This window comes from Mycobacterium sp. URHB0021, assembly GCF_054057895.1.
In genome coordinates, this window is sequence record NZ_JBSRZT010000002.1 from 1,228,227 (window position 1) to 1,244,420 (window position 16,194).

12 protein-coding genes and 1 pseudogene are annotated in these 16,194 nt (G+C 67.5%); 4 read left to right on the forward strand and 9 right to left on the reverse strand.

What is annotated here, in order from left to right; genetic code table 11:
* Position 1 precedes the first annotated feature (1 nt).
* Positions 2–1,765 (reverse strand): hypothetical protein, encoded by a 1,764-nt coding sequence (locus ACVWWN_RS08250; protein WP_457143452.1) that lies wholly within the window; start codon positions 1,763–1,765, stop codon positions 2–4.
* 113 nt (positions 1,766–1,878) lie between these two features.
* Here ACVWWN_RS08250 and ACVWWN_RS08255 point away from each other — a divergent pair, with 113 nt between their 5' ends.
* Together ACVWWN_RS08255 and ACVWWN_RS08260 are read left to right on the forward strand one after the other, a co-directional pair.
* The gene (locus tag ACVWWN_RS08255) at positions 1,879–3,657 is read left to right on the forward strand and encodes an N-acyl-D-amino-acid deacylase family protein (RefSeq protein WP_457143453.1); all 1,779 of its coding nucleotides are present in this window, start codon (positions 1,879–1,881) and stop codon (positions 3,655–3,657) included.
* Position 3,658: 1 nt separating this feature from the next.
* A complete protein-coding gene (locus ACVWWN_RS08260) occupies positions 3,659–4,252 on the forward strand; it encodes a TetR/AcrR family transcriptional regulator (RefSeq protein ID WP_457143454.1) in 594 nt (197 codons plus the stop codon).
* On the opposite strand, the gene ACVWWN_RS08265 is transcribed toward ACVWWN_RS08260, so the two are convergent.
* Genes ACVWWN_RS08265 through ACVWWN_RS08290 form a run of 6 tightly spaced genes read right to left on the reverse strand, consistent with a single transcriptional unit; the run spans position 4,249 to position 12,468 of the window.
* Positions 4,249–4,590, reverse strand: a complete 342-nt coding sequence (locus ACVWWN_RS08265) for a DUF2304 domain-containing protein (RefSeq protein ID WP_457143455.1) — start codon at positions 4,588–4,590, stop codon at positions 4,249–4,251. The two genes, ACVWWN_RS08260 and ACVWWN_RS08265, sit on opposite strands and share 4 nt — an antisense overlap.
* Complete coding sequence (locus ACVWWN_RS08270; RefSeq protein WP_457143456.1) at positions 4,587–5,300, reverse strand: glycosyltransferase family 2 protein; 714 nt, start codon at positions 5,298–5,300, stop codon at positions 4,587–4,589. The genes ACVWWN_RS08265 and ACVWWN_RS08270 overlap by 4 nt, the downstream gene beginning before the upstream one ends.
* A 15-nt stretch (positions 5,301–5,315) precedes the next feature.
* Entirely contained in the window at positions 5,316–6,557 is a 1,242-nt protein-coding gene (locus ACVWWN_RS08275; protein WP_457143457.1) for a hypothetical protein, read from the reverse strand.
* Positions 6,554–7,900 carry a M1 family metallopeptidase gene (locus ACVWWN_RS08280; RefSeq protein ID WP_457143458.1) on the reverse strand — a complete coding sequence of 449 codons (1,347 nt, stop codon included), beginning with the start codon at positions 7,898–7,900 and terminating at the stop codon, positions 6,554–6,556. Before ACVWWN_RS08280 ends, ACVWWN_RS08275 begins: the two co-directional genes overlap by 4 nt.
* Entirely contained in the window at positions 7,897–11,826 is a 3,930-nt protein-coding gene (locus tag ACVWWN_RS08285; protein ID WP_457143459.1) for a Pls/PosA family non-ribosomal peptide synthetase, read from the reverse strand. Before ACVWWN_RS08285 ends, ACVWWN_RS08280 begins: the two co-directional genes overlap by 4 nt.
* A gap of 12 nt (positions 11,827–11,838) precedes the next feature.
* On the reverse strand, positions 11,839–12,468 hold the full coding sequence (locus ACVWWN_RS08290; RefSeq protein WP_457143460.1) for a DedA family protein: 630 nt from the start codon (positions 12,466–12,468) through the stop codon (positions 11,839–11,841).
* Between the two features lie 209 nt (positions 12,469–12,677).
* Between ACVWWN_RS08290 and ACVWWN_RS08295 the strand changes: the two genes are divergently transcribed.
* Together ACVWWN_RS08295 and ACVWWN_RS08300 are read left to right on the forward strand one after the other, a co-directional pair.
* Complete coding sequence (locus ACVWWN_RS08295; protein WP_457143461.1) at positions 12,678–13,667, forward strand: TerC family protein; 990 nt, start codon at positions 12,678–12,680, stop codon at positions 13,665–13,667.
* Between the two features lie 44 nt (positions 13,668–13,711).
* The gene (locus tag ACVWWN_RS08300) at positions 13,712–14,122 is read left to right on the forward strand and encodes a hypothetical protein (protein WP_457143462.1); all 411 of its coding nucleotides are present in this window, start codon (positions 13,712–13,714) and stop codon (positions 14,120–14,122) included.
* Between the two features lie 236 nt (positions 14,123–14,358).
* On the opposite strand, the gene ACVWWN_RS08305 is transcribed toward ACVWWN_RS08300, so the two are convergent.
* On the reverse strand, positions 14,359–14,670 hold the full coding sequence (locus tag ACVWWN_RS08305) for a serine hydrolase domain-containing protein (RefSeq protein WP_457143463.1): 312 nt from the start codon (positions 14,668–14,670) through the stop codon (positions 14,359–14,361).
* Between the two features lie 533 nt (positions 14,671–15,203).
* Positions 15,204–16,060 (reverse strand): annotated as a pseudogene (locus ACVWWN_RS08310) (L,D-transpeptidase family protein); the annotation flags it as partial.
* Positions 16,061–16,194 lie beyond the last annotated feature (134 nt).

A 16,194-nucleotide genomic window follows, 5' to 3' on the forward strand; every position in this document is an offset into this window, starting at 1 on the left:
GCTATATCGGGGCGACGAACCCGACGGGTCCCGACGCGATGCACACCGACAGCGCGGCGGTGTTCGCGCGCACGGTGATCGCATCACCCGCGCCGGAAAGCCGCACGAATACCCGGTTCAGCCCCGGCCGGACCGGAACCTTCGTCTCGGGGCCCTCCGTCAGCGACATCATCAGCGAACCGTCGCTGTTGGCCAGGTAGTTGATCTCCACGGTCCAGTCGGCGGGCAGCAACGGCCCATCGAGCGGCATGCGGACCGCGAGGTCGGGCTGGACCAGGTATCCGCATTGCGGCTCGGGACCTTCGACGATCGTCCGCACCCAGGTGACCTTGGCACCGACGAGACGTCCAGTGACGTCCAGCATCCGCAGTCGGGTTGTGGCGCCCGCGAATTCGGGCCGATCGCGCAGGAGGGCGAACATGTGGCTGGCCAGGTTCTCCGGCCACGCCACCCGCTGCAGCACCAGCGGGTCGACTTCCTGGTCGAGGATCGGCGCGTCGGAGGCGGCATGCGCGGCGGCCAGGCTCGTGCGGGCGTTCTGCAGATACGGTTGCGCGGGATTGTCCCGCCAGCTCGCCAGGAAGGTGGCCGTCGAGTAGAGAGAGCTGGCCACGAAGGCCACCGCGAGACAAACCGTCACCACGGTGCGAAGGACCGACGCGTCGAGGCGGTGTGACCGCTCGCGGTTGGGGGCACACAACCCGACCGCGGCCAGCAGTGCCAGCACCACGACGAGGTCGGGCAGATATCGCAGCGTCTGCGCCAACTCCAGCGCGGTGAACCGCGACGATCGCATGAGATAGATCGGGATCTGGCACGCCACCGCATAGCCGGCTGCGACCAGCCACACCATCGCGATTCGTTCCTTGCGAACAAAGGTCACCGCCACCACCGCGGCCAGGGCCGCCCAGCCGAGAACCATCACCGCCACGGGTGGGGTCGCCCACGGCGACGCAGGGGCCCAACGCTGCCAATCCCACGGCCCGCCGACAAGCCCGGGTACGATCCCGTGAGTCACGGAGCGTTCCAACAGGTCCCCCGTCATCCCGAGATCGAAACTCCAGCGCTTCTGGTCGACGACGAACAGGTACACGACGATCCACAGCGCCGTGAGGGCCAGCGCCGAAACCCAGAGCGCCAACCCCCGCCGCCATATCCGGGCCATCCGCGTTGACCCGGTGACGTAGCCGTACAGCGCTGCGACCGCGAATGCGACGAACGGGATGACGGCGGCCTTCTCGAAGAACAGCAACCCGCCGAAGTACGCCACCAGCCCGGTGACCGCATAGCGCCGCTCGCCGGTACGCACCAGCAGGATGGCGTCGGCGCAGACCCAGGCCAGCGCGGCCAGCATCGGCAACGAGTTCAGCGCCGCCGCCCACCACGCGTATCCGGGCACCGCGAGTGGAGTGAACAGCGCGAAGGTCAGCGGCACCAGCAGCACCGGACGCCAGCCCAGGATCACGTACAGCGCCCGCAACAGCGCCAGGGACGCCAGCAGTTGCAGCACCACCAGGCTGATCGCGGGTCCCAGCCAATTCAGGGGCGCGAGCCGGGTGATGCCGCCCGCCACCAGGAACGCGCCCGGCATCACGTGGCCGTCGTGATCGTCGAACAGATACTCCGGCGACAGCAGGTTCTGCGTGCCCGTTCGGCCCATCAGGATCAGGTCGTCCCAATAGAAGTAGCCCCGAAAGGCCAGCACCGCTCTGATGATCAGCTGCACCGTGATCAGCACGGCGGCGGTGCGGGCGACCCATCTCATCTCTCGTCGACTCTACGGTCCGCGACACGCCGCAGCGGGCGCCGGTAGGGCACGCGGTCAGCCGGTGCGACAAAAGATTGTAAGTGCTCACTAACTCTTGTATCGTGGCCGGCATGACCTTCGACGTGATCATTCGCAACGGGCTGTGGTTCGACGGAACGGGCAGCGCCCCCCAGGTCGGCACGCTGGGCATCCGCGATGGCATGGTCGCCGAGGTGTCGGCTACGCCACTCGACGAGACGGGCTGCCCCGAGGTGATCGATGCCGAAGGCAAATGGATTGTCCCCGGCTTCATCGACGTCCACACCCACTACGACGCCGAGGTACTGCTCGATCCCGGCCTGCGTGAGTCGGTGCGCCACGGTGTCACCACGGTCCTGCTGGGCAACTGCTCACTGTCGGCCGTGTACGCGGACTCCGAGGACGTCGCCGACCTCTTCAGCCGCGTGGAGGCGGTGCCACGGAAGTTCGTTCTCGGCGCGCTCGAGGCGAAGAAGTCGTGGACCACTCCGGCCGAGTACGTCGCAGCGCTCGACGATCTGCCCCTGGGCCCCAATGTCGGCTCGATGCTGGGGCATTCCGACCTGCGCACCTCGGTCCTCGGACTCGACCGTGCCACCACCGAGGGAATCGAGCCGAGCGACGCCGAACTTGACCGCATGGCAGACCTTTTGGACCAGGCGCTCGACGCGGGCCTGGTCGGCATGTCCGGCATGGACGCCCCCATCGACAAACTCGACGGCGACCGCTACCGGTCGCGGGCGCTCCCGTCGACGTTCGCCACCTGGCGGGAACGCCGCAAGCTGATCTCGGTGTTGCGCAGACGCGGCCGCCTGCTGCAGAGCGCACCCAACACCAACGCGGTCTCGGCGCTGATGTTCTTCCTCACCAGCAGCCGCATGTTCGGCCGCAGGCCCGGCGTCCGGATGAGCTTGCTGGTGTCGGCCGACGCGAAGTCCGCACAGGGCGCGGTCCACGTCTTGGGGCCGGGCACAAGGCTTCTCAACAAGCTGTTCGGATCACTGGTGCGCTTCCAGCATCTTCCGGTGCCTTTCGAGCTGTACTCCGACGGCATCGACCTGCCTGTCTTCGAGGAGTTCGGCGCCGGCACCGCCGCCCTGCACCTGCGCGACCAGATCGAACGCAATGAACTGCTGGCCGACACCGAGTACCGCCGCCGCTTCCGCCGTTCGTTTGATCGCAAGAAGCTCGGACCCACGTTGTGGCACCGCGATCTTCACGATGCCACCATCGTCGAGTGCCCCGACAAGTCACTCGTCGGCAAGACCTTCGGCCAGATCGCCGACGAGCGGGGACTCCATCCGCTCGACGCGTTCCTCGACGTGCTCGTGGAGAACGGTGAACGCAACGTCCGATGGACGACGATCGTCGCGAACCACCGGCCGAAGCACCTCGACCGGCTCGCCGCCGAACCGTCCATTCACATGGGCTTCTCGGATGCCGGTGCGCACCTGCGCAATATGGCCTTCTACAACTTCGCGCTGCGACTGCTCAAGCGGGTCAACGATGCCGAACACGCCGGACGTCCGTTCCTGAGCCGCGAGCGCGCGGTACACCGGCTGACGGCCGAGGTCGCCGATTGGTTCGGTCTGCCGGCCGGCACCCTGCGCAAGGGCGACCGGGCTGATTTCGTCGTCATCGATCCGACGGGTCTGAACGCGTCGGTCGATTCCTACCACGAAGAAACGGTGCCGTTCTACGGCGGCCTGTCGCGCATGGTGAACCGCAACGACGCCGCGGTGGTGGCGACCGGGGTCAACGGCACCGTGGTGTTCCGCAACGGCCGGTTCCGCGACGGCTACGGCGGCACGGTGAAATCGGGTCGCTTCCTGCGCGCCGGCGCCGCGGCGCCGACGAAAACGCCTGTCTGACATGGCCAGGACTCAACAGCAGCGCCGTGAGGAAACCGTTGCCCGCCTGCTCGAGGCCGGCATCGACACGATCGTCGAGGTCGGGTACGCACGGGCGTCGGCCGCGGTGATCGCCAAACGCGCGCAGGTCTCCGACGGTGCGATCTTCCGGCATTTTCCGACCATGACCGATTTCATGGCGGCCACCGCGACGGAGGTGATGCGCCGCCAGATCGGGCTGTTCACAAAGCAGGTGGCCGAGATACCAGCCGACCGGCCGGCACTGGAGGCGGCGCTCACCATTCATTGGGAGGTCACCGCCAACCCGACCAATACCGTGGTGTACGAGCTGTTGGTGGCCGCGCGCACCGACGAGAAGCTGCGGGCCACTCTGCAGGACGTGCTCGCCGAGTACGCCACCAACATCTACGACACGGCCAGAGCCCTGCCAGGGGCCGATCGATTCTCCGAGGAGGTGTTCGCGGCGCTGGTGGCGATCTTCACCAACAGTTTCAACGGGGCGGCGATCGTCCGTGCTGTGCTGCCTCAGCCCGAGATCGAGGACAAGCAGCTCGAACTGCTGACCTCGCTGCTGAGCAGGGTCCAGGCGGATTAATCCTGGTCCGGCACCCGGGCGTTCTGCAGCGCCACCGCCCGGGCCAGCCTGGCGTACTTCAACTCCAGGTCCTTGAACCGCATATAGGCGGATAGCGTCGTGAACACGAACGCGATGATCAGCACGTACTCCATCAGGTCGGCACCACGGTCCACGCCGAGCCAATTGGCGACCACGGTGGTGTCGTCGGGTCGCAGGATCGCGTAGACACCGGCGATCACGAACAACACATACCCGACCTTGACCCACGCCTTGGACCGCGCGCTGCGGCGCGACCGCAGCAGATACACCAGCAGCACCAGGACGGCCACGATCAGCAGAGCCTGAATCCAGTTCATCGGGACATCCTTCCCCGCAACAACCCGTCGAAGATGATGTTGACGCCGTTCAGCAAGGGCTGACCCTTCGACATCGAGTACTCGGTGTAGAGGATCTCGACCGGCTCTTCAGTTACCCGCCAACGATTCTCGTAGGCAAGGCTGATGAACTCGTCGGCGTGGCTCATGCCGCTCATGGTGATGTTCAGACCGTCTGCCACCGTCTTGTTGAACACGCGCAGGCCGTTGTGGGCATCGGTCAGCCCCAGCTTGCGACTGCGCCGGCTCAGGGCGGCCGCCGTGCGCAACACCAACCGCTTGGGCAACGGGGTGCGACTGACGACACCCGGATCGGCGAAGCGAGTGCCGATGACGAGATCGACGTCCTCGGCCGCCAGCCGGTCGATCATCCGGATGACGTCCTTGACGCGGTGCTGACCGTCGGCGTCGAACGTGGCGAACACCGCTGCGCCGGGCTGCCTGCGGGCGTACTCGATGCCGGTCTGGATGGCCGCACCCTGGCCCAGGTTCACCGGATGACTCACGACGTGTGCGCCTGCACGTAGCGCGACATCGCCGGTGTCGTCCCGACTTCCGTCATCCACGCAGACCACGTGCCCGAAAACGGAGCGAACGTCAGAGATGACGTCGCCGATGACGCTCGCCTCGTTGAAGGCGGGGACGACGATCCAAACGTCGCGATAACGCGTATCTGCCATATTTCTGCCCATAAAAGTACACGCCCGCTATGTGCCCAGCCGCGCAAGTGCGGCCAGGTGCACGGCGATTCCCACCAGCGGCCCGCACAGCAACGCGACCACCGTGCGCGCCTCGAGAGCGAGCGGGAGCAGCAGCAAAAGCGCCGCCGCTACTGTCGCGGACACCCAGCCGATCGAATACGAACGGTGCAGCGCCGCCGCGACCGTCGCGGCGCCGGTCAGCGTCAGCAGCGCGATGGCGATGGCGCCCGCCGTCAACCACGCCAGCAACGCACCGTCGGCCCGGTAGTCGGTTCCGAAGGCCGTGCGCACCAGCCATGGACCGAACAGCCCGGCGGCCAGCACCCCGAGCAGTCCGAGGCCGCCCACCACCGCCGCAGGTGTCACCAGCGCGCGCAGTTTGTGACTGCGCTGGTCGACGAAATGCGCGATGAGGTTGCCCTGCATCGCGGTCAGCGGCACCAGCAGCGGCGCCCGGGTCAGCGTCACCGCCAGAATCACCACACCGCCGGTCGCCCCGAGATCGCCGGACGTGGCCTTGAGCAAGACCGGGAAGCCCATCACCAGGATCGCGCTGGCCCCCGCGGCGGCGATCGAATGAGCCGCGCCCCGAAGGAAGGTCATCGTGCCGCCCGGGGTCAGCAGCCGGGCGGCCCCCCGGGTGGCCGGCGAGGCCAGCAGCATGATCAGCCACGCCACCGAGCCCGCAACCGTGGCCCACAGGTAGCCGACCAGTCCCGACCCCAGCACGAACGTCGCCGCCGCGACCGCCACGCGCAGCCCGGCGTCGGTCACCATCAAGGAGCCGTACTGGGTCCAGTGGTTGGTGCCCGCCAGCATTCCCATCAACGTGGCGTGCAGGCAGAATCCGGCCAGCCCGACACTGAGCAACGCGACGCTCACCCCCCGCGATTCGACGAACACGTGGGCCGACCACAACGGCGACGTCGCCGCGATCACCACCGCCGCGATCACCCCGACCGTCGCCGCCACTCGGACGGGGTGAGTCCGCGGCCCGGTGAGCACCTCGGTGTACTGCGCCGACCGCACCTCACGGGTGGCCTCCTGCAGCAGACCGAACGCCGCGCCGGTGACCAATCCGAACGCGCCCCAGAAGACGCCGAACACCGAGAAGCCCGCAGGCGCGAGATCGCGGGCGGCGAGGTACAGCACCGAATATCCGCACACCGCCGACAGCACGGTCGCCGTGCCGACTCTTGCCACGCTGCCCCGCGTGATCGGCCCGGTTGACGGTGCCGCGTCGGTCACGACTCCGCGTCCAGCGCAGGTACCTCGGTCGAATACAGCCAGGCGTCCCAGAGCGGACGCAGCGACTGGTCGGTGTAGTTGGCGGCCAATCCGGTGAAGTCGTCGGTCACCGCCGAGCCGTGGCGGTGGCGCGACGTCCAGTCCTTCAGTAGCGCAAAGAAATTCTCGTCGCCGAGGGTGCGCCGCAGCACATGGAGGGTCAGCGCACCGCGCTTGTAGACCCGGTCGTCGAACATGTCACGCGGACCCGGATCGGCCAGCAACAGGTCCTGCGGCGAAGAGGCCAGCTTCTCGTGAAAGTGATGTGCCCATTCATCGGCGCTGCGGTCGCCGGAATGTTCCGACCACAGCCATTCGGCATAGCAGGCGAAGCCCTCGTGCAGCCAGATGTGCCGCCAGCGTTTCGCCGTCACCGAATTGCCGAACCATTGATGAGCGAGTTCGTGGGCGATCAGCCGCTCGGACTCGCGCGCGCCGTCGCAATGGTTTGCGCCGAAGATCGAGATACCCTGTGCCTCGAGTGGGATTTCCAGATCATCGTCGGTGACGACGACGGTGTAACCGCTCGTCAGGGGATAAGGCCCGAACAGCTTGACGAACAGCTTCATCATCTGCGGCTGGTGGGCGAAGTCGTGTTCGAAGTTGTGGCGCAGGCGGCCCGGCAGCACCGCATGCATCTGGACACCGTTCTTGGCCATCCGGTGGCGCTCGTACATCCCGATCTGAAGCGTGACCAGATAGGTCGACGTCGGCTCGGCCTGTTCGTAGGTCCAGGTGGTCATCCCCGCCCGCACGCGCCGGCTCAACAGCTCCCCGTTGGCGATCGCCCGGTACGGACTCTCGGTGCTGATCTGGATGCGGAAGCTGGCCTTGGCGCTCGGATGGTCATCGCACGGGAACCACGAGGCGGCACCGTTGGGTTGGCCGGCGACCAGGACGCCTTCGGACAGCTCCTCGAAACCGACTTCCCCCCAATAGGACCGGATTGGGCGGGGGGTGCCTCCGTAGCGCACGTTGATCGTCATCGCCGCCCCTGCGGGCAATGCGTCGGCGAGGGCGATGTGCAGCTTGCCGTTCGACGACCGGAACTGTGCGGGACGCCGGCCGTTCACCGACACTTTGGTCACCCCGAGCGCATCCGACAGATCAAGCGCGAAGGTGCGCAACGCCGCGAGCGTCACCGCGGTGATGGTGGCCGACCCCGACAGCCGGTTGATCGCGACCTTGTACTCGAGATCCAACTCGTAACGCGAAACCCGGTAGCCGAAGTTCCCGTTGGCCGGGATATATGGGTCGATGACGGGCGGGGACGCCTTCTTGACCGCTTTCTTGCTCCTCGTCACGCTGCGGTTTCTGTCTTCTTCGGCGATGGCTCCTTCGGCGGATTACCCGGTTTCTTCTTGAACACATTCCACGGCGCAATCGGATTGCCCTGCCACCGTGTGGAGGCCGGCACCTCGTCGCCGCGCATCACCAGTGAGGCGGGCCCGACGGTGGCGCCCGCGCCGATCCGTGCGGCGGGCAGCGCGACGCAATGCGGCCCCAGCGTCGAACCCTCCTCCAGCACAACGGTGTCCATCCGCATGATGCGGTCGTGGAACAGATGCGTCTGGACCACGCAGCCCCGGTTGACGGTCGCGCCGTCGGCCAGTGTCACCAGGTCGGCCTCGGGCAGCCAGTACGTCTCGCACCACACGCCGCGACCGATCGACGCGCCGAGCGCGCGCAGCCACAGGTTCATCACGGGCGTGCCGGTGGCCGCACGGGCGAACCACGGTGCCGCAACGGTCTCCACGAAGGTGTCGGACACCTCGTTGCGCCACACGAACGAGGACCACAGCGGATGTTCGATCGCCCGGATACGGCCGACCACAAGCCATTTGGCGATCACCGCGACGCTGCCCGCGAATGCCCCGGCGGCCATCAGAATCAGGCCGCTGCACAGCGCCGCCACCGCCCAGCCGAACTCGAGCGCCAGCCACTGCACCGCGAACAGCACGGCGACACCGATCGCGAACGTCACCAACATCGGGATCAGCCGGCAGGTTTCCACGAGTCCCCGCAGGATCTTCAGCCGCAACGACGGGTGGAAGGTACGCAGCACATCGGCGGCGGTTGTCTTGCGGCGCAACCGGACCGGCGGGCTGCCCAGCCATGACGAGCCGGCCTTCGCCTTGTGAGGGGTGGCCGACAGCACTGCCACCAGCCCGTCGTCGGGCACCCGGCGGCCGGGCTGGGTGATGCCTGAGTTGCCGAGGAAGGCCCGCTTTCCGATGGTCGCCTTGGCGACGTGAATCCAGCCGCCGCCCAGTTCGTAGGACGCGACCATGGTGTCGTCGGCCAGGAAGGCGCCGTCCTCCACAACGGTGAACTTCGGTGTCAGCAATGCCGTCGAGATCTCGGTCCCACGGCCGATTTTCGCACCGAGCAGCCGCAGCCACCACGGCGTCAACAAGCTGGCGTAGACCGGGAACAGGTAGTTGCGGGCGGCGTCCATCAGCCGTTCGGTGGTCCACAGCTGCCAGCCGACGCGGCTGCGCACCGGGTGATATCCCTCGGGCAGCCACAGCGAGAGCACCCGGACCCCGACTACCGTCAGCGCTGCGTACGTGACTATCGCGGCCAGCGTCGCGGCCGGTGTCCACAGCGCGGCGGGCGCGATCGCGTCCGTCAGTCCGTCGGCGTCCCGCACACCCCATCCGACGACGGCCAGGCCGACAGCGAGGGCCAGCAGCGGAACGCCCGCCAACAGGATCGACGTCACCCCGTACATCGCCACCCACAGCGGCGCCCGCGGCGGGCGGTGGTCCGGCCACGGATGGCGGGCCTTGCCGGATTTCACTGCCGGCGAGCCCTTCCAGTACTGGCCGTTTTTCACCTTGCCGACCACACCCGAGCCAGGGGCGACGTCGGCGTTCTTACCGATGACGGCGCCGGGCAGCAGGGTGGTGCGGGCCCCGATGGTGGCGTCGTTGCCGACGGTGATCCTGCCGACATGAAAATGGTCGCCGTCGATCCAGTGCCCGGTCAGGTCGACCTCGGGCTCGATCGAACAGCGATGCCCCAGCGTCAGCATGCCGGTGACGGGCGGGGCGGAGTGAAGGTCGACGCCCTTGCCGACCTTGTTGCCCAGCGCGCGGGCGTAGTAGACCAACCACGGTGCACCCGCGAGGTTCTCGGCTCCGCTGGCCTCGGCGAGCCGCTCGGCGAACCACACCCGTAGGTGCACCGGCCCGCCACGCCGGTAGGTGCCGGGCTCCAGGCCGCCGAGGAGCACCCGCGCGCCGAACGCGGCGATCGCCATGCGGCCGATCGGGCTGACGAACAAGACGAAACCGGCGCCGACCACCCACCAATCGAGCGTCAGCGCCCACGGCACCAGCTGAAGGCCCGCGACCACGTTGTTGAGCAGCGCCAGCCAGACCACCCACTGCAGACCGGTCAGGGTGGTCAGTGGCACCGACAACGCCACCTGTGCGGTCTGGGTCAGCCGTGACGTCGGCGTGACGACGCGCGTCTCGACCTTCGGGGGAGGGGCGAGCTCATCGAGGAAACCCGCAAGGGAACCCAGCCGCGGATGGTCGTACAGGTCGGCGACCGTCACCTGCGGATACCGCTGGCGCATCGCCGCCACCAGTTGCGCCGCGGACAGCGATCCACCGCCCAGGGCGTGGAAATCGGCCTCCGGCCCCTCCACCGGCGCGGCGAGGATGTCACGCCACAGCCCGGCCAGCCAGCCCGTCGTCCCGCCGAAGTCGGGTGCTTCCTGGCCGTCGGCCGAACCAACCGGCCAGGGCAGTGCGTCGCGGTCGACCTTGCCCGACGTGCGGGTGGGCAGCTCGTCGAGGAGAACCAGGCGTGGCACCAGCGCGGCGGGCAGCGACTCGGCCAGTGCCGCGCGGGCCTTGGCCACGTCGAACGAGGAGTCGGCACTCGCGATATAGCCGACGAGCAGCGGTGTCCCGCTTGCGGTGCGCCGGACCGCGGCCGCGCCGCCGCTGACACCGGGCAGGTTGACCAGCGCCGTGTCCACCTCGCCCAGCTCGATCCGGCGGCCGCCGACCTTGACCTGATCGTCTGCCCGCCCGACGAAGTAGAGGCCGTCGGGTTCCAGCCGCACCAGGTCGCCGCTGCGGTACGCACGGTTCCACCCCAGCGACGGCATCGGTGCGTACTTCTGGGCGTCCTTGTCCGGGTCCAGGTAGCGCGCCAAGCCGACGCCGCCGATGGCGAGCTCGCCCACCTCGCCCACCGCGACCGGGTCGCCGTCGGAATTCACCACGGCGAGGTCCCAGCCGGGTAGCGGCAGCCCGATGCTCACCGGGGCGTTCGCGGCGAGACGGGCCGCACAGGCCACCACCGTCGCCTCGGTGGGTCCGTAGGTGTTCCACACCTCGCGCCCGTCCACCGCCAGCCGTTCGGCCAGTTCGGGCGGGCAGGCCTCGCCGCCGAAGATGAGCAGCCGCACCGCCTCGAGCGCCTCGGCCGGCCACAGCGCCGCCAGGGTCGGCACCGTCGACACCACGGTGATGTCGCGGGACACCAACCAGGGACCCAAGTCCATCCCGCTGCGCACCAGCGACCGCGGCGCGGGCACCAGGCAGGCCCCGTGCCGCCAGGCCAGCCACATCTCCTCGCACGACGCGTCGAACGCCACCGACAGTCCGGCCAGCACCCGATCACCGGGCCCGATTGGATTGTCCTGCAGAAACATTCGGGCTTCCGCGTCGACGAAAGCAGCGGCGCTGCGGTGTGTGACGGCCACTCCCTTGGGCGTTCCCGTGGAACCCGATGTGAAAATGATCCACGCGTCGTCACGGCCCAGCGGCGGCGCCGCGCGCCAGCCGCGTGATACGCCCGTCGAGCGGACCAAACCGCGATCGGTGATCACGCCGACCACATTCGCCTCGCCGAACACCAGCGCGGCCCGTTCCTCGGGATCGTCGGCGTCGACCGGTACGTAGGCCGTGCCGGTGGCCAGCGCCGCGAGGATCGCCACGTACAGCGCATAGCTGCCCGAGGGCATCCGGATGCCGATGCGGTCGCCGCGGCCGATGCCCCGGGCGGCCAGCCATTGCACGCTCTCCTCGATGTCGCTGATCAACTCCGCGTAGGTGAGTTGCACCGTGCCGTCGTCGAGCGCGGCGGCGTCGGGGAACCGGGCCGCGGTGTCGTAGAGGATGTCGATGAGGGTGCGCGGCTCGGACGCCGACGAAGACCGCAGATACTGCGCGGGTACCTCCCGGGGCGGCAGATCGTCCGTTGACACGACTACAAACTACTAAGCCGCCCGCCTGGCCCGCCCGCGCCGCACACGGCGGGTGATCACAATTGCGATAACGACGGCGGCCGCCCCGGCCACATACCACTTGTACCGCTCGAACGTGTCGTAGATCTCGGCGATGTGCTCCCCCGCGAGGTACCCCGCGGCGCACCAGGCGCCCACCCACAACACGGCGCCCAGGGCGTTGTAGCCAAGGAACTTCAGCCAGTGCATGCCGACGATCCCGGCCAGCAGTCCGTTGATCTGGCGCAGCCCGTCGATGAAGCGCGCCGCGGTGACGATCTTCCCGCCGTGCCGGTTGAAGTAGTTCTCGGCGCGATCCAGCCGCTCGGGGGTCAGAAGGACGTACCGCCCGAACCGCTCGGCGACCGGGCGGCCACCGAAATGCCCGACGACGAACCCGACGTTGTCACCGATGACCGCGGCCAGCACCGCGACCACGAACACCACCGCGATGTTCATCTGCCCGGCGCCGGCGAACACCGCCGCGGCGATCAACATGATCTCGCCGGGGACCGGGATGCCGAAGTCCTCCAGGAACAGCATGCCGCCCACTCCCAGGTATCCGTAGTGCTCCAGCAGCGGCTGCACGTCGGCGAATACGCCGGGCAGCTGGGTGTGGGCCATGGCTGTAACCGTATGTTCACCGGCCCGGGTTTCGGTTCGGGACCCGAAGCTGGCAGAATCCTGTGTGGAGGGGAGTATTCCTTAGCCGCGGTGTCGTCACCACGTCGGCCGTCATCGGCCGACCGGTACTGCGGGCCGCATCGCGATGAAGGCATTCGTCGCGGCGGTGGAAGAGACCTCCGGCGTTATAAGACGACCGGAGGATTCTGATGCAAGTAAGCCAGCTCGAGTGGATCATCACGCTGGGCCTGACGATCGCCGTCCTGCTCTTCGATGTGGTGGTGATCGGCCGGCGGCCACACGAACCCTCGCGGCGCGAGCTGGTGATCGCACTGTCGATCTACATCGGGCTGGCGGTGGCGTTCGGCGTCTGGGTCTGGTTCTTCCACGGCAGCCAGTTCGGCTTGGAGTTCTTCGCCGGCTGGCTCACCGAGTACAGCCTGTCGGTCGACAACCTGTTCATCTTCCTGATCATCATGGCCAGCTTCAACGTGCCCAAGAAGTACCAGCAGCAGGCGCTTCTGGTGGGCATCATCCTGGCGCTGATCTTCCGCGGCATCTTCATCGCGCTCGGCGCGGTGGCGATCAACCAGTTCTCCTGGGTGTTCTACATCTTCGGTGTGTTCCTGCTCTACACGGCGGTCACCCTGGTCCGCGACACCAACCACGACGACGACGGCGACAACGCGGTGGTGCGGTTCGCGCGCAACCACCTGAGCATGACCGACAAGTGGGAGGGTCTGCGGCTCTACGTCAAGGAGAACGGCAAGCGGCTGATGACGCCGATGTTCCTGGTCATCGTCGCACTCGGGACCACCGACCTGATCTTCGCGCTGGACTCGATTCCCGCGATCTACGGCCTGACCCAGGAGCCCTACCTGGTGTTCACCGCGAACGTCTTCGCGTTGATGGGGCTGCGGCAGCTCTACTTCCTGCTCGGCGACCTGCTGAAGCGTCTCGTCTACCTGTCTCAGGGGTTGGCGTTCATCCTCGCGTTCATCGGGGTGAAGCTGGTGCTTCATGCGCTGCACGAGAACGAGTTGCCGTTCATCAACGGCGGTGAGCACGTTCCCGTCCCCGAGATCCCGACCCTGCTCAGCCTCGGCGTGATCGTGGTGACGCTGATCATCACCACCGTCGCGAGCCTGTACAAGACGCGGGTTCACGACGCGAAGAAAGACGCCTTGGATTCGGCCTGAGCGGAACCATCGACACGCCTCGTCCGCGCACCTAGCGTGGTGCTGTGCGGCTATTCGTGGCAGATGCTCCCGGTGATGACTGGAGCGAGCTGACCGAGGGCGATCAGCGGACGGTGCGGGTCATCGCGCCCGACCTGCAGCAGGCCCGGCGGGTCCGCGCGCGGATCCGGGCGGGCGGTGAGGACGTCGCGGTCATCCTGGACGTGACCGTCGCGGTGGCCGGCGACTTTCGGTCGGCCCGTACCGTCCTCGGCTCCCGTTCCGGGGACGGTGGCACCATGCGTTACGCCGGTACGGTGGCGGGATTGGCCGGGTTGATTTCCGACATCGACCGGGCCGGCGTCGCGGACGGCGTCACGCTGATCGGCGCGACGCCGCGGCAGGACCTACGCGCGCTCGGTCGCGAAGTGCTCGACCACCTGGCGTCGACCGGCCATCAGGCCAATGCCTCGTAGATCGAGGTGAAGTAGCGCTCCGTGCGCGGCCAACCCCCGACGCCGGGTGCCATCTTGGCCACCCCGGCCGCCCCAGAAACAGAACTTCTCGCCGCCCAGGGAAATCGGCGACAGGATGCGGGCCAGCGACCGGGCATTGCCATGGCCGTTGGCCGCCCGACGTCGGCCGCAGCCCCGCCGCGGTGTTCCCAGGTTCCGGATCCGGGGGTGGTCCCGCGAAAGTCTTCAGCATCACCTCAGTGAGTTGGTCCATCGGCAGGGCCAGCGGTGGAAGGCACGATCTCCGCGATCCGGTCGGCGCCGCCGGGCAGGGCGCCGATCGGGAAGTCGGCGCCCAGTGGACGCGCGATCTCGTCCCGGACGAAGTCCTTCGACGTCTGTCCGGTGACCCGGCGCAAGACCTCGCCGATCAGGTGGCCGTAGGTCAGGGCGTGATAGCACGACGCGGTTCCGGGTCCCCACCACGGCGCCTGCGCGGCCAGCGCCGCCGTGGACTTGGCCCGTTCGTACACGTCGTCGTTGGTGAACGGCCGATCCCATCCCGACAACCCGGAGTTGTGCGTCAGAAGACGGCGGAAGTCGATGTCCTGCTTGCATTTGCCGCGAACTCGGGCCAGTAGCGGGCCACCGGCGCGGACGGTTCCACGAGTCAGCGGTCGATGAGCATGAGTACGGCCAGGAGCTCGCCCTCGATGTCGATGGCGATGGCCGCGCCGATCTCCCCGCGGAGGCGAGCCCGGACGTCAGGGCGTCGGCAACCGTCTGAAACCGGGCATCGCAGTGACCGTGAACAACCTCGTCCATCGGCACATCATGGGCGGTGGCTCAACCGACGCGCTTGATTATCGAATCCCTTGATACAGCAGGTATTTGCTGTGGCGTCCGTCGTGCAAATTCGCGGAACCGAAGGGAAAAATCCAATGCGCAGAATCTGGCCAGCGGTCGGGATCGGCATTGTCATCGCCTCATTCATCGCTGGCTTCGGGATGACCGGATACAGCCAGCAGTTCTGGTGACGGCCTGAGACGGCCTGGCCTCAGCTCAGCGCGCGCCTTCGCGCCACTGATCCCATGGGACGGTCACCCGGCGGTGTCCAGAACGACAGGGTCCGTCCATTCACTTGTTCGGTGCCGCCCATTCCCGTCGACGTTGGCATGGTCCGCACGAGCGTGCCGTTGCGATAAACACTGGCCCGGTGGGTCCGGCCGTCTTCGATAGAGATAGGAGATTCACCGATAGTGAACTTCAGGTGCTCGTCCTGTTGTCCGAACACACCTGAGCCATTTGGATTCCGTAGATCTTCGCATCGACGGTCGCTGTCGTGCCCGCCGGGTAGTAGTGCTCGGGGCGCCAGTGCGCGTTCTGGTCGTCGATCCAGTTCCACGAGCCCGCTGTCGGCGGGAAAGTGGTGACGACGAGGCGCCGCTCCGCCTCGGCCTTGTCGGTGATCGGTTCGTCGAAGTGCGCGACGATGACTGTGCCGACTCCGTAGGTGGCGCCGTCGGCCCGCGTCGCCTCCGATGTGGTCTGGAACGACACCTTGGTTTGATTGGGTGGGGTGAGCGTGGAAAACGAAACTGGCTGCGTTGCAGTCTTTCCGGCTGGGCCACGGCTGGCGATGGTGAGCGTGTAGGTGCGGCCGTAGCCCAAGGGCACGACGGGATGCCAGACTTTGGAGTCGGGGGTCAGCACACCGTCGACAGGCTTGCCGGCGTCATTGACCATCGCCACCTTGGTCAGTGTCCCGGTGTGGGCGGTGACCGACACCGGTGCGACCGGGTCGACGTCGTGGGCCCCGGGAACCGGCTCGATCTTCACTGATGCTGGTTCGGCCGGGTTCGGGGCCGGCGCGGCAGGTGGCGCTGGCTGGTGCCCGCAGCTGCTCAGCGTGAGGGCGCCTGCCGTAACGAGCGCGAGAAGCGATGCCACATCGAGCACACGGGCAGAAACCTATTCTTCGGCAGAGCGATCCGCCCTTCTAACGCGTGCTCTCATGTCGCATCCCGTCCCCCCGACCGGCGTGTTCCGTGTCTGCTCGGAAGGTACCCACCGGGTGGGGGTCAAACCGATGC